The 12,951-nt window shown below is 55.3% G+C and carries 11 protein-coding genes; 8 read left to right on the forward strand and 3 right to left on the reverse strand.

Annotation, left to right across the window (positions count from 1 at the left end):
• Nucleotides 1–211: 211 nt before the first annotated feature.
• The 6 genes from C8R31_RS05625 (at nt 212) to C8R31_RS05650 (ending at nt 7,979) form a co-directional block, all read left to right on the forward strand.
• Nucleotides 212–622: a hypothetical protein gene (locus C8R31_RS05625; protein WP_107693079.1), complete on the forward strand. Its 411-nt coding sequence runs from the start codon at nt 212–214 to the stop codon at nt 620–622.
• Nucleotides 623–797: 175 nt separating this feature from the next.
• Nucleotides 798–2,981: a TonB-dependent receptor gene (locus C8R31_RS05630; protein WP_258192569.1), complete on the forward strand. Its 2,184-nt coding sequence runs from the start codon at nt 798–800 to the stop codon at nt 2,979–2,981.
• Nucleotides 2,982–3,396: 415 nt separating this feature from the next.
• Entirely contained in the window at nt 3,397–4,494 is a 1,098-nt protein-coding gene (locus C8R31_RS05635; protein WP_107693081.1) for a hypothetical protein, read from the forward strand.
• 511 nt (nt 4,495–5,005) lie between these two features.
• Complete coding sequence (locus C8R31_RS05640) at nt 5,006–5,515, forward strand: hypothetical protein (protein ID WP_107693082.1); 510 nt, start codon at nt 5,006–5,008, stop codon at nt 5,513–5,515.
• Nucleotides 5,516–5,620: 105 nt separating this feature from the next.
• Entirely contained in the window at nt 5,621–6,991 is a 1,371-nt protein-coding gene (locus C8R31_RS05645) for a SulP family inorganic anion transporter (RefSeq protein WP_107693083.1), read from the forward strand.
• A gap of 169 nt (nt 6,992–7,160) precedes the next feature.
• Nucleotides 7,161–7,979 (forward strand): OBAP family protein, encoded by an 819-nt coding sequence (locus tag C8R31_RS05650; protein WP_107693084.1) that lies wholly within the window; start codon nt 7,161–7,163, stop codon nt 7,977–7,979.
• Nucleotides 7,980–8,041: 62 nt separating this feature from the next.
• Here the strand turns inward: C8R31_RS05650 and C8R31_RS05655 are convergent, their stop codons facing one another.
• The 3 genes from C8R31_RS05655 to C8R31_RS05665 all read right to left on the reverse strand — a co-directional run bounded on the left by C8R31_RS05655 (nt 8,042) and on the right by C8R31_RS05665 (nt 11,332).
• Nucleotides 8,042–9,403, reverse strand: a complete 1,362-nt coding sequence (locus tag C8R31_RS05655; RefSeq protein WP_107693085.1) for a TrkH family potassium uptake protein — start codon at nt 9,401–9,403, stop codon at nt 8,042–8,044.
• Entirely contained in the window at nt 9,400–10,050 is a 651-nt protein-coding gene (locus tag C8R31_RS05660; RefSeq protein WP_107693086.1) for a TrkA family potassium uptake protein, read from the reverse strand. Before C8R31_RS05660 ends, C8R31_RS05655 begins: the two co-directional genes overlap by 4 nt.
• Nucleotides 10,051–10,135: 85 nt before the next feature.
• Nucleotides 10,136–11,332 carry an esterase-like activity of phytase family protein gene (locus C8R31_RS05665; RefSeq protein ID WP_107693087.1) on the reverse strand — a complete coding sequence of 399 codons (1,197 nt, stop codon included), beginning with the start codon at nt 11,330–11,332 and terminating at the stop codon, nt 10,136–10,138.
• A 252-nt stretch (nt 11,333–11,584) separates the two neighbouring features.
• Here C8R31_RS05665 and C8R31_RS05670 point away from each other — a divergent pair, with 252 nt between their 5' ends.
• Complete coding sequence (locus tag C8R31_RS05670; RefSeq protein ID WP_107693088.1) at nt 11,585–12,442, forward strand: hypothetical protein; 858 nt, start codon at nt 11,585–11,587, stop codon at nt 12,440–12,442.
• 14 nt (nt 12,443–12,456) lie between these two features.
• On the forward strand, nt 12,457–12,879 hold the full coding sequence (locus C8R31_RS05675; RefSeq protein ID WP_107693089.1) for a hypothetical protein: 423 nt from the start codon (nt 12,457–12,459) through the stop codon (nt 12,877–12,879).
• Nucleotides 12,880–12,951 lie beyond the last annotated feature (72 nt).

Here is a 12,951-nt window from a genome sequence, read left to right on the forward strand (position 1 = left end):
CCGGTATAATAACCTATATATGGCGAGGGAGATCGGGCGACGACGAGGCATGTGAACATTAGATGGAAAAAGGCCTCGTTTTTGGTGCGTGGCTAAAATAGAAGGAGAGGGCGCCTGTTGCCGTTCGATCCTTTCACGCACCGACTCAAAGTCGGGTTTTGGCGCCCCGATAGGTTAAAATGGCTAAAACCACCTAAAAGGAGGATCTATCATGAGACCGGTTATTTTTGTTGCCGCATTATTTGGATATGCTGCGGCATTCACGGCCCAGGCCGGCGTCCTCGGTCCGGAAGGATGGGCGCCAACCGGGTGTGGAGCATTGCCGCAGAAACCCATCATCGATTCGAGCACTGCGGAGGCGTTCAACAAAAGCATCGGCACAATCAATGAGTGGCAGAAGCAGCTACAGGCGTATCACGACTGCATGGTGAAAGAGGCGAATGCCGACAGCACAGCAGTTAATAAGGGGGCAACCGCTGAACAGGCGCGGATAAACGAAGCTATCGAAAAAGTAAACCAGGATGCCACCGCCGGCAGGCAAAAAGTAGAACGCAGCTCTTCTTCTCCCTCTCCTGTCTTAGTTCCGCCCGCGGGAACCATGCCCGGCGGTCAGGGCTATTAGAGCGATAATATAGCGGTATCTGAATAGCAAAGACGCCCATCGGGGTCCGTTTTACGGCTTTCATGGAGTTCAGCGAGTTGAGTTACCGTAGCCAACTGTAGTTTCGAAAAGGGGGTTGAGCGCGCCCCGTTCGATGTCGCCATTCCGACGTTACAAGTCCGGGGAAGCAAGATCTTTGAAGACATTGACCTCGATGCTTGCCACAGCGGCAATAGCGCCATCAATCCTGATATCCGGAACGGATTCCTCGTTCGCGCAGGCAATTTCCCCTCCGGGCGGCGCCCCGGTCACGCTCCGCCCGGTCGTGGTCAGCGGCACCCGTGTCGAGCAATCGAGCTTCTCTCTGCCCATGTCGGTCGATGTGGTGGAGGGGCTGGTGATCCAGGACAGCCAGCCACGTGTGAATCTCTCCGAAGCGTTATCCCGAGTGCCGGGGTTGGTCATTCTAAACCGACAAAATTACGCCCAGGATCTGCAGGTCTCAAGCCGCGGATTCGGCGCGCGCTCCACTTTCGGGATTCGCGGCGTTCGGATGATTGTCGATGACATCCCCGCCACAATGCCGGACGGGCAGGGCCAGGCGGCCAATATCAACCTCGGCTCGGTCCAACGCATCGAAGTTCTGCGCGGTCCTTTTTCCGCGATCCATGGAAATGCTTCAGGCGGCGTAATCCAGGCGTTTACCGAGGACGGGCCATCGGGAACGATGCTGTCCGGCTCGTTGCTCGGCGGCAGCTTTGGCACCAGCCGAGGCGAGATCAAGCTGGGCGGAACACTTGGTGGAACAAAGGGATCCGACGGCAACCCACTCCCTGGACCTTTCAATTACATCGTGGATATCTCCCGTTTCCAGACCGATGGCTACCGCGAACACAGCTCCGCCACACGGTACCAGGCCAACGCAAAGCTCACCTATCGATTTACCAACAATGACACGCTTACGCTGGTGTTTAACGAACTTCACCAGGGCAATACCCAGGACCCGCTCGGGCTGACACGCGCGCAAATGATGGCGGACCCGCGACAGGCGGGTACCGGCGCGATTGCTTTCAATACCCGCAAGAGCATTGACAATACCCAGGGGGGGCTCGTTTATGAGCACAAGTTTTCCGCAACAAGCTCGATCAAACTGATCGGTTATGCGGGAACCCGGCAAGTGGAACAGTTTTTGGCAGTGCCTCGAGGCGCGCAGATCCCGCAGACAAACTCGGGCGGGGTAGTGGATCTTGATCGCGAGTTCGGCGGTCTGGGATTGAGATGGACGCATCGCAGCATTGGCCCCCGTCCGTTCACGCTGACCGCGGCAATCGAATACGATGCCATGGGGGAACGACGCAAAGGTTTCGAAAATTTTTCCGGGGACACATTGGGCGTGCACGGCACTATTCGGCGTAACGAAGACAACACAGTGACGAGCTTCAGTCAGTACGCGCAGGCCGAGTGGCAATTTACTCCCGCCTGGTCGCTTTCCGCCGGTGTGCGCAATACCGAAGTGAAATTCAGGTCCAAAGATTTTTTTATCCGCGCAGGCAATGCGGACGACAGCGGCAGGATTACTTTTCGCAAGATCACGCCGGTACTGGGGCTCTTGTATAAAGCGACTCCCACTCTCAATCTCTACGCCAGCGCCGGGCAAGGCTTCGAGACGCCCACTTTCGTCGAGCTTGCCTATCGGCCCGACGGCGTCGGCGGCCTCAATTTCGCGCTCCAGCCGAGCAAAAGCAATAACTTCGAGGCAGGGTTCAAATGGCTGGCAACGAACAGCACGCGCATCAACCTGGCGCTTTTCGAAACCCATGTGAATGGCGAGATTGTGCCAGCCACGAATTCTGGCGGGCGGGCGACTTTTCAGAACGCTTCCGATACGCGACGACGCGGCGTGGAGCTCTCCCTGGATGCGTATTTCCAGCGTGATCTGTCGGCCTTTGTGTCTTATACCTATCTGGACGCGGTCTTTCTGGATCAATACAGCTATCGCGCCGGTGCGGCGGGGGCCACGGTAACGGTCGCAGAGGGAAATTTCCTGCCGGGCGTGCCACGCAATACCGCCTTCGGAGAGTTGGCCTGGCGGCGTGGCTTGCCAGGATTCTCGGCCGCGGTGGAGGCAATCTATCGGGACCGTATTTTTGTAAACGACATCAATTCTGAAGCCGCAAAGGCATACGCCATTGCCAATGTCCGGGTGGCGTACTCGCGTCAGATCGGCGCGTGGAAGATCAGCGGGTTCGCGCGCGTGGACAATATTACCGGAACCCGTTATGCCGGAGCAGTAATTGTGAATGAAGCCAATGGGCGCTTTTATGAGCCCTCGCCGGGACGGAACTATATGGTGGGGTTGAACGCGAGTTACACGTTTTAGAAAAACTGCGGTAAGAGGCTGCCTTCCTTCAGACATGATTCGTTGTGACGTTGATCATCGCCACCACTCGAATTTCTTTTAGCCTTTAGACCTTCCTTTAGGCCTTTAATCCCCCCAACTGGTCCATACAGCTGATCAGTCACAAATATTCAACTGCCTTCGTAAAATTCCATTCAAGTATTTTCATGACCTTGCCGTTAGATACGAGTGGGCAACGAGCAGCAAAAAATGCTCGTTAAAGACGGTTGAGGCACGGCATTTTTACGCAGCGGCGCTCGTGCTGCTCCAGTCTCGTCCGCCTCATCTGGCTTGGAAACTCTGTAATGCCAATTCTTAGGATCGATTACAGGGGTGTACCGGTTCATACATGCTTTCTGCCCCAAAAGGGCACATCCAAATTCCCGGGGGGGGAAAAATGCTAAGCCCAAATGTCAATAACGCGACTGACCAGCTGGCCCGAGGGTACTCCATCATTCGCCAAGTGGACGCTTTTGCCTTTGCCAGTATGAATACGAGGGTAGGGAGACTGAGTCCGAATCCCCCGTGGGCGGCCGCTGCCCGACAGAGCATTGAGCTCCTGAGCCAAGCGGGGGAGCAATGGCAGGCAGAGAAATTAGATATTTGGACTCCGGTCTTAAACCAGTTTATAAACTATGCCACCTTGTTTTCCCGCTTTGCTCAGGTTGCGTCCAGCGTTGGCGATGACAAGGACGCCTGGATGGACATATTGAATACGATGAGCGCGGCGCTCGCTACGGGAAAAAATGTGACACGCGCCGCAGAAGGTCAGTTTACCTTGCAGATCAATAATCTCAACAATATTCGGCAGGCACTCGACGCCAGTATTGCGACTGCATGGAACAGCCTGGCCAGCGAAGAGCAAGCCATGACCGACCTCGCCACGCAAGTCACGGCACTTCAAGATCAGTTCAACAGGCTTGGAGGAACCCTGTCGAGCGCGGAAATCTCGGCCGGCAAAAACTTCATTCAGTCTTCGGTCACCATCCGCTATACCGTGGTTTCCGCAGCAGGCGTCGAGGTTCCTTACCTGGCGATCGCGGGCCTGCTGTTTACCGTCGGCAAGATGACTTATGATCTTATCGTCACTAATAAAGAGATTGATCAAACGATCGGCAGGATCGTGAGATTGCGGGTTAATATGTCGGAAAACGCGCAAGCCGCCGCCATAAGCAAGGCAGTTTCCCAGTTGATCGACAACTTCGATAAAAGCATGCTGGAGATGAATAGCCAGATGCCACCGATTGCGGCGATGTGGGAGGCCGAACAAACCAAGGTCGGCCAGGTCATTAACGCGATTTATGCAGGTGCGACGCCACACCAGATCGGCGATCTGGTGGCGATGCCCTCGGCCGCAGCCAGTTGGAACACCTTATCTGATTTCTGCGTCAAGCTTTCGCAATTGACCAAGATTGGCCACCCCGTAACGGTTACGACAACCAGACCCGTCACCACCCTCAACTTCGCTTTCCCAATGAGAGAGCTTCATTCGTGAATACCTGTGTCAGCAGCAATACCGCCGCCGCGACCGCTGCCAACAGTACCGCCTCGGGCTTTGCTTCAGCGTAACCCCGCGCTTGTGCCTGGGGGGTGTTTCGTTGCCAGGGCACCCCCCCTTTTTTTCATTAGCGGCCGCTGAAGGCCGTCATGATCCTGAACGGCAATTACTCAGCGGCAAAGTCGGCGCACCACCGCGGCCGCCGCTGTCCCCATCATTCCGCCGCAGCCATATTCACGTTTTTTTCACGAAAACTTCACATCTTTGTCAACCGTACGTTCTTTAATGCGTTAATTCCACCACGTCGCCTCTGATCCGCGCTTAGCCGTAGCTGGCTGAACGAGGCGCCGAGCAAAGCCGTTCGAAGCCGTCACCCGGTCGCTCGGCTCGCCCTTGGAATTATCTTATTGACTGCCCAAGGTGATGCACTAGCCTTTTGTACATCAGGTGCATCACCAGAATCTGGTGCATCACATTGACGCAGAGAAAACTTATCAGGAGAGCAACTATGCCCACATCCAAGCCGCGTATAACCGTAACGCTTACCGAGGAGCAACACGCTATTCTGCGCAAGATCAGCGCTGCGAGCGGGCAAAGCATGAGTGGTGTGATTTCCGAATTCATGCTAATGGCTCAACCCGCGCTGGAACGCATGGCCGTATCGTTTCAACAACTTAAGCAGGACCTCGACGCGGATCGCCAACGGGTCGCTGATGTGCTTTCCGAATTGCACGCGGAGCGTGCGCGCAACGAAGTGTCGGCGCTGTCGCGCGCGTCGCCCGCTGCCCGCGCGGAAGCTCCGGAACATCCTATCCGAACCACCGGGGCGGAGCCGGACGCAATACAGTTTTGCGCAAGCGTGGACTTTGTCCGCCCAGATACCAACATGGCTAATGATTCCTTTGGGGATGACACCGAGATCAATCCCGGCTACACAAAACCGAAGCGCAGCACCTCCGCCAGGACACGCGATTCTGCCCAGTCCACTGAAGGGACACAAAAGAGGGGGAAAAAATGAAGAGACTTGCGGGGTACCAGGCAGGACTGATAACGAAAGCCTTTTGCAACTCCCGGCAAGATTGCAACAAACCAGCAATAGCCAAATTCGGAAGGAATAATCCACATGTCTGAAACCAAGCACCACAACGAGCCTCCGTCGGCGGCTCACGGCGACCTCGCCGCCCACAGCGCTGGAAGTGCGGGATCGCTCTCGGGCATTAAGCCGGCGTCGGCCGCGTTTGAAGCCAAGTACCTTGCCCGCGACGTACAAGCTGGCATCATCACCGGCGCAATGGCGATTCCCCTGTCTGTCGGCATTGCATTGATGTCCGACTACCCCATCAAGGTTGCCCTCGCAACCGTCGCCTTTGCCTGTTTCATCGGCTGGATTAACGCTTTTATCAGGCCCGGGAACTATATCGGCGCGCCTGGGGTTGCCGCAGGCCTCGCGCCTGTGCTCGCCATGGGTGTGGCGAGTTTCGGCATGGAAAACATGGCCTTTGTCATTTTTCTTACTGCCGCGATGCAGGCAATGATATGGAAGTTCAACTGGCAAAAGTACATTTTGCTGGCGGTGCCCAGCTATCTCGTCGAAGGACTGCTGGCAGGCGTCGGCTTGAAAATTGCGCTGAAGTTCCTGACCTTCACTTACGAGATACCAGCCGAGCAGGAAGCGGCTGATGCATTCTGGAACGGCGCACGGATACAGATGGCCCTTATTTCCCTGGTCGGTTTTGCCACCTTTGTTTACTTGTTCTCCAAATTCAAGGACACGAAGCCGGCCGTGCCTTATTTCCTCCTGATCGGTGCGAGCATTGTGCTGGCGCAATTCCTGCCGGTCCCGATGCTGCATGTGGATGACGTGGAGCTTCTGCTGGCGCTGCCGCTGCCACATTTCGATAGCACGCTGACCTGGGTGTACGTAATTGGCTTTGCCGCCATGCTGGCCGTGATCGACGTCATCGAGCAGGTGATGAGCAATGCAGCAATCGAGAAAATCGATCCGCTGGGGCGCAAGTGCAATACCAACAACAGCCTGCTGGCCATCTGGATAGCAAACATGGGCTCCAGCTTCTTTGGCGGCATGACCAACCTCGACGGACTGGCAAAAAGTACGACGAATAAGCTGGCCGGCGCGATGACCAAATTCTCGGTCCTCGTGGTCGGGGTCGTGGTCGCGTTCTTCGTCCTGAACTCGCAGTACCTGGAGTATCTGCCCAAGTTTTCGCTGGCCGCGATCATGATTTTCTCGGGCTGGAAAATGATCATGGGGCTTTGGCACGTGGCGCATTACGGGCAATACGCAATGATCCTTGCCACCGTCTGCGGCTTGCTGGTCTATAAGGTAGGAATATTCGAGGGATTGCTGATCGCCATGGCGGTGCACGGCCTCATCAATTATGTTGTCTTCAGCCAGGCGGATAAAGTACCGGGGAAGGTCATCATCAAAAAATACCTCGATAAATTTTCGTCGGGTGGAGGCGGAGCAGACTAGCTCGCCAACCGGAGGTCAGTTATTGACTGAATGCCACGCCATGTTCCGATATGGCGTGGCTTTGTGCGGTACTGCGACGGTAGTTGCAAGCATACCGTGTGCGTTAGCGTACCGAAAAGCGCGGCACTATCCGTAGAATGGTTTCCCGCAAGCTTACCCAGGAGGGGATATGCATAAGCTGAATGGAAGTTTTTCGACGGGGTACGCCTTGCTGACAGGACTGATGCTGATCGCTCTTGCACCGGCAAGCTCCGCGCAAGAGTCAAAGGAGCCGGATATCGTTCCGGCTGGCGAGACAAAAACCCCAAAAACAAGAGTCCTGGAATTAGGCGCGAAACTTCTACAGAGCAATTCTCCGTTGAAGCGCTTCGATATCTATCTCGTAGGCTTCCATCCCATGAAGGACTCTCCCGAAGACCAGATGGAGGCCCATCACTATTGCCATCAGGTAAATGAGGACTTCGCGCAGTGCGCGCTGTTCGATGGCAATACCGCGGACGCGAATCTGAACGGCATTGAATACATTATTTCCGAAAAGCTTTTTGCTAGCCTCCCCGAGGAGGAAAAAAAGTACTGGCATCCTCATAATGGCGAAATTCTTTCCGGGCAGCTTATCGCCCCCGGCATTCCGAACATGGCCGAAAAATCGCTGATGAAAGGAAAAATGAACAGCTATGGCAAAACCTGGCACGTCTGGGACACCGGTCATGAAGGAAAGCTGGGCACGACACTGCCGTTGGGTGAGCCGATGCTGGGCTGGTCTTTCAGCAGGGATGGCGAAGCGATACCCGGATTGGTGGAGAAGCGGGACAAGAAACTTAAGATCGACACCTCCGAGGTGCGTAAACAGCGCGAAGACCTCAAGCAGTATGCCAAGCCACAATCGGGCGTTGACGACCTGAAAGGTAAATTTTCCCGTCCCACCAGGGATATCCCCGGCGTGATCGACCAGGGGAACGCACGATCTCTCCCCCACACAACCGAATAAGCACCAGGATGAGCATTAGAATAGCCCCGGGGCAGTTCGACCACGCGCCAGCCGTTATCCAGCTATCCAATGCTCACCTGTCCTGACGGATACTGAATGCTTTCCCCACGCGTGGTAGCCAGCGTGAATGCGATAGTGAGCGGCCCGACGCGGCCGATCACCATCAGTATGACAATGATGGCCTGACCCGCCAATGATAAATCCGCGGTGATTCCCCGCGACAACCCGACCGTGGCCGCTGCGGATACGCCCTCAAACGCCAGATCCAGGAAAGCCGCCGTTTCTGTTATGGTCAGCAGGAATATGCCGGTGGTTACACACAGCAGCGAAATGACGATAATCGCCAGCGATTTACGGATGATATCCAGCTGGATGCTGCGGCCAAATACCACCGGGCGTTCCTGCTTTTTTAGAAATGCCCAGGTCGTGAGCAATACCACGAGGAACGTGCTGAGTTTAATGCCGCCAGCCGTCGAGCCGCTGCCGCCGCCGATAAACATCAGCCCGGTAATAAAAAATGCGGTTGACGGCAGAAGGGCTCCGATATCCAGCGTGTTATAACCGGCGCTGCGCGGTGTCACAGCCTGGAACCAGGATGCCCAGAGTTTCGCTCCCCAGCCGGGCAATGCGGCCAAAGTGGCGGGATTTCCATATTCGAGCACCAGAACCACGAGCATTGCAACCAGGTTGATCGCAAGCGTACCGATCAGCATCAGTTTGGTGTGCAGCGAGTATTGCGCGAAACGCTTTTTGCCGATGACGTCGGCCACGACCACAAAGCCGATTCCCCCACAGATGAGCAGCAGCGATATCACGATATTCACGAGGGGGTTGGCAACATAGGCAACCAGACCATCGTGCGCTAATGCAAAACCCGCGTTGTTGAAGGCGGAAAGGGCATGAAAAAAACTATAGAACAGCCCTCGGTTCCATCCCATTTCCGGGACCCACTGAATGGCCAGCATGGCGGTCCCGAGCAACTCCATGATGGCGGTGAAACCGACCGCCCAGAACATAAGCCGGCGTAAGTCTCCTTGCCCGCTCTGATTGAAGCTTTCACGCAATGCCGCGCGGTGCTTAAGCCCCAGCTGGCCTTTCATCAGGTGAATGATGAGTATGCCAAACGTCATCAACCCGAGCCCGCCGCATTGCATCAGGAAAAGCAGTATCCAGTGGCCCAGCAGGGTGAAGTGGGTGCCAGTATCGACCACGACCAGGCCGGTCACGGTCGAAGCCGACACAGCGGTAAAGATAGCCTGCGACCAGGAAATGGGGATCTGAGTGGCCGCAGGCAGCTTCAACAACAGCGAGCCAACGAAACACAAACCGATATAGGAGAGAACCAGGGCCTGGGGAGGCGTCAGTCCGAGAACATGCGTTTTGACCTGCTGAAACAGCCTGTCGCCCAGTAATGCGAATTTCATAAGTACTTGCTGATCTTTCGCAGATTGCGCAGTGTCCCCCATAACAGTATCTTATCGTTACACCTGAATTCGTACTGCTGTGGTGGCGGCCTCAACACCTGATCCTGATTCTTGATCAGCAAGCATTGAAGATCATTTTCCGCCAGATGCAGGGAATCCAGTTTCTGCCCGGCAAGCCGCTCTGAAGCTCGCACCTGCACCGCGAAATGGTCATCCCCAAAGCTGATGTAATCCATCACCTCGGGATAGACCATTCCCCGCGCCAGGCGCAGACCCATTTCATGCTCGGGGTGCACGATATGATCGGTGCCCAGTTTTTCCAGTATCTTATGGTGGTTGGGATTGTGCGCTTTTGCCCAAACTTTTGGCTTCGGCATCCCTTTGACGATCAAAGTGGCAAGAATATTTGCCTCGATGTCTTCTCCAATTGCAATCACCACGCCATCGCACTCGTGAACGCCCAGGTCGCGTAACACCTTCTCATCCTGCGCGTCAGCGATGACGGCCTGAGTTATCTTCTCCGCGATATTATTGACAAGATTGGGGTCAAGATCGATCCCTATGACATCGTGGCCCAGCCGTGAAAGCTCAAGCGCAACGGTTGATCCGAAAATACCGAGTCCGAGCACTGCGTAGGTATTCTTCATGAAATGTCCCGGTTATTTCAATGCGGGAATCAAGATTACAGGAAACCCTGCGACCAGCAGGGGAAAACTTCCCCCAACCGGCATCTCACTCCGGACTGATCTCGAAAGCAATAAATTGGGTCAACTGGCTGCGGGAAAAATTATTATCGGCTACCAGGATGACGGTGCGCTTGCCATTGAAAATCGGCCCCAGCGTGATACCTTCGATGTTACCCTGCGCCAGCGCGGAACCGTCGTCGTTTTTCAGTTCCGATAAATCCAGCAGCAATGTTTTCCGTACCGGCATAACGCTGAAGCCTGCAATTGTCGGCATTCCCGAAATATCGGTGGCGTTTCGCGCATCTGCATAATAAAGGTGGATAGTATAACCGGTCGAGTTGCTGCCGGGTAAGAGCGCATCGAGCGTGAAAGCGCGTTCAATCGTGATGAACTGTCGGTCTCCAATTGCAACGAAGTCTGTAAGACCATTGGTTGCGAATCCCACGATCGAGGCCGGAATGAATGCAACCGGATCGACGTTGTAGACGTACTCAGCGCCCGACGCCCCGCTGGCGATGTCAAAGGACAGAATTCGTGAGCGCGAGCCTGTAACAATATTGGCGGGGGGCGCATCTTGAATCAAGCCATTTTCCGTGGCTGTATAGAGAATATTGCGGTCAATCGATAACGCAAGACTCTCGAATGCCAGGTTACTGTAGACGCCGCGATCGCCAGGGAATATCCCCAGCCTCGAGCCGCGCGGATAATAGTAGTAGGGCACGCTGAAATCGCGGCTGTGGCTCCCATCCGGATTCATTTCACGCACTGCCGGGTTCCTGATGCGTACGATTCCCCGCTGGCCCTCGTCGCTCCAGTATATCTTGTTGCGCGCCCGGTCAAACCGCAGGCCTTCCGGATCGACCGTACCACTCTTGAAGGCGCTTCCGTCGGGTTGCTGGATCGTCGTTACGGAGTGAAACACCACCCCTTCCATGCCCGGCGCCACTGAGCGAGTGAATAGGGCCAGATCGAGGGAAAGCTGGTAAAACCGGGCGGTATTGATGTTGCTGCGGTCGTCGCTGACCGTAATATAACGGTCGCTGGCCGAGTCATAGTCAAGAGAGGACAAACCACCAATGGTGGTACCGTTGAAACGGGTTTTGTTGGGTACGAGTTGGTGGCCAATATAGTTCAGCCTGAAGCCACCGTGCTCATTCCCATTGCCTGGCTGGGCGGCAGCGCAGGCGGCCGCTATGGCGAGACTTGCCGCCAGGGCAATGGCGCTCAAAGGAATTCTTCTCATGAGGACGGGATTTTCAGTATTATTAAAACCGCGAATTATGCATGAGCACCGCGTCCGGCCATCCGCCCGAAGAATGAAACCATATCAGTTTTTTACTTCACATTCCGTTAACGGGGCATGAGACTCGACCATGCCACACGCAATACGCATTTTCCACGAGAAATGATGAGCTGAATATATGCGGCAGTGTCTGGAATGGGCGGCGATATTGCAACACCGCGACAATTGTTCATTTAGTACAGGGAATTCAACATGACTCGCCCCCTCCGTTCAGGAAATTTCTTTCCGGCAGCCGCCATTTTTCTGCTGGCGATGGGGGTATCCAGTTGCGCGAATTTTACAGATGTAAAAACCTTCGCGACGCTTTCATTCAAGGCAACGGAACATGAAGCCCTGTCGCGAGACTATATTGCGGCGATGGACAGACGCAAGCAATACCAGCCACCTGAATACCACGCAGAACTGGAAGCACAAAAAACGCGCCGGGAAGCGCAGCAAGCAAGCCTGGATTTACTTCAGCAAACGATAGCCGATTACATGCAGGGGTTGGCTGGACTCACGACTGGCGAGATCAGAACGTACGATAAATCGCTGAAGGACCTCAGCGCCAGTCTCAACAAGGCGACACTGCTTACCAGTGGCGAGAAAGAAGCGGTGGGCGCGCTATCGACCTTGCTCGCGCGGGCTGTCACCGCGACCTATCGGCAGAATGAGATCAAGAACCTGATCCGGGACGGCAATGAGCCTCTGCAGGATATTATCAAGGCTACCCGCAAAATCGTAACGAAAGGTATCGGCGCCGATTTGCAGGTTGAATCTACGCTCGTCACAAGGTATTACGACAACTTCATGCTCGCGCCGGATAACCCTCCGGAACCTGTCGCGATGGCGCTGGCGCGAGAAGCCAGGGCGGATGCGCTCGGGCGCGTGGATGCACGGCTCAGAAGCGTCCAGGCGTACGACGACGTGCTGGAGAAGATCGCGCACGGGCACCGGTTTCTGCATGAGCATACGGGCATGATTGGTAATGACGAGCTGAGCAAGCAATTCAGCCCGTATATCGATGAACTTCGGTATGCTTACCGGCATTTCGTTGAGGTTGCGCGATAATACGGGAAAGCGCCATGGATAAACTTACGCCGGATGATGCGTTCGAGTTAGGCAACCAGTTTCGGGATGCCGCAATTCTGCTGGGCGACTGGCGCATCAGGAATCGGTCCAGCCTGACGAAAGCCGAATGGGATGTGCTTGACGGCCGGGAGATTCGCCTGTTGAACATGGCGTCCAGCATATACACGACGGCTGTCGGACTTGTCCTGATGGATAGCCAGACCGCGGTTGTCCATTTGCAGTGCAGCGTGAAAGCGGCAAAGTCGGCGGTGCAACATATCGCCACCCTCAAGCAGGCGCTTGATCTGGCGTCCGCGCTGATCCTCTTCGCCGCGGCGGTATCCTCCAGCAACGCGGCGGCTATTCCCGCTGCAATAGTAGCGGTGAATGACGCCGCCACAGCCATTGTCGAGCGGCAGGGCGGTGAGGGGGCCTGATCAGACAGACTTGCGCAAACAGCAGAGCTCGATAAAATCGCGTTCCGGGCTCATAAAGCCGGAACCGAACGA

This window comes from Nitrosospira sp. Nsp2 (genome assembly GCF_003050965.1).
Classification (GTDB): domain Bacteria; phylum Pseudomonadota; class Gammaproteobacteria; order Burkholderiales; family Nitrosomonadaceae; genus Nitrosospira.

Bases quoted from the DNA above. Each gene is read 5' to 3' on its own strand.
- C8R31_RS05665 (WP_107693087.1), bottom strand. From the start codon at position 11,332: ATGAGAAGAATTCCTTTGAGCGCCATTGCCCTGGCGGCAAGTCTCGCC.
- C8R31_RS05625 (WP_107693079.1), top strand. From the start codon at position 212: ATGAGACCGGTTATTTTTGTTGCCGCATTATTTGGATATGCTGCGGCA.
- C8R31_RS05670 (WP_107693088.1), top strand. From the start codon at position 11,585: ATGACTCGCCCCCTCCGTTCAGGAAATTTCTTTCCGGCAGCCGCCATT.
- C8R31_RS05645 (WP_107693083.1), top strand. From the start codon at position 5,621: ATGTCTGAAACCAAGCACCACAACGAGCCTCCGTCGGCGGCTCACGGC.
- C8R31_RS05635 (WP_107693081.1), top strand. From the start codon at position 3,397: ATGCTAAGCCCAAATGTCAATAACGCGACTGACCAGCTGGCCCGAGGG.
- C8R31_RS05655 (WP_107693085.1), bottom strand. From the start codon at position 9,403: ATGAAATTCGCATTACTGGGCGACAGGCTGTTTCAGCAGGTCAAAACG.
- C8R31_RS05675 (WP_107693089.1), top strand. From the start codon at position 12,457: ATGGATAAACTTACGCCGGATGATGCGTTCGAGTTAGGCAACCAGTTT.
- C8R31_RS05660 (WP_107693086.1), bottom strand. From the start codon at position 10,050: ATGAAGAATACCTACGCAGTGCTCGGACTCGGTATTTTCGGATCAACC.
- C8R31_RS05650 (WP_107693084.1), top strand. From the start codon at position 7,161: ATGCATAAGCTGAATGGAAGTTTTTCGACGGGGTACGCCTTGCTGACA.
- C8R31_RS05640 (WP_107693082.1), top strand. From the start codon at position 5,006: ATGCCCACATCCAAGCCGCGTATAACCGTAACGCTTACCGAGGAGCAA.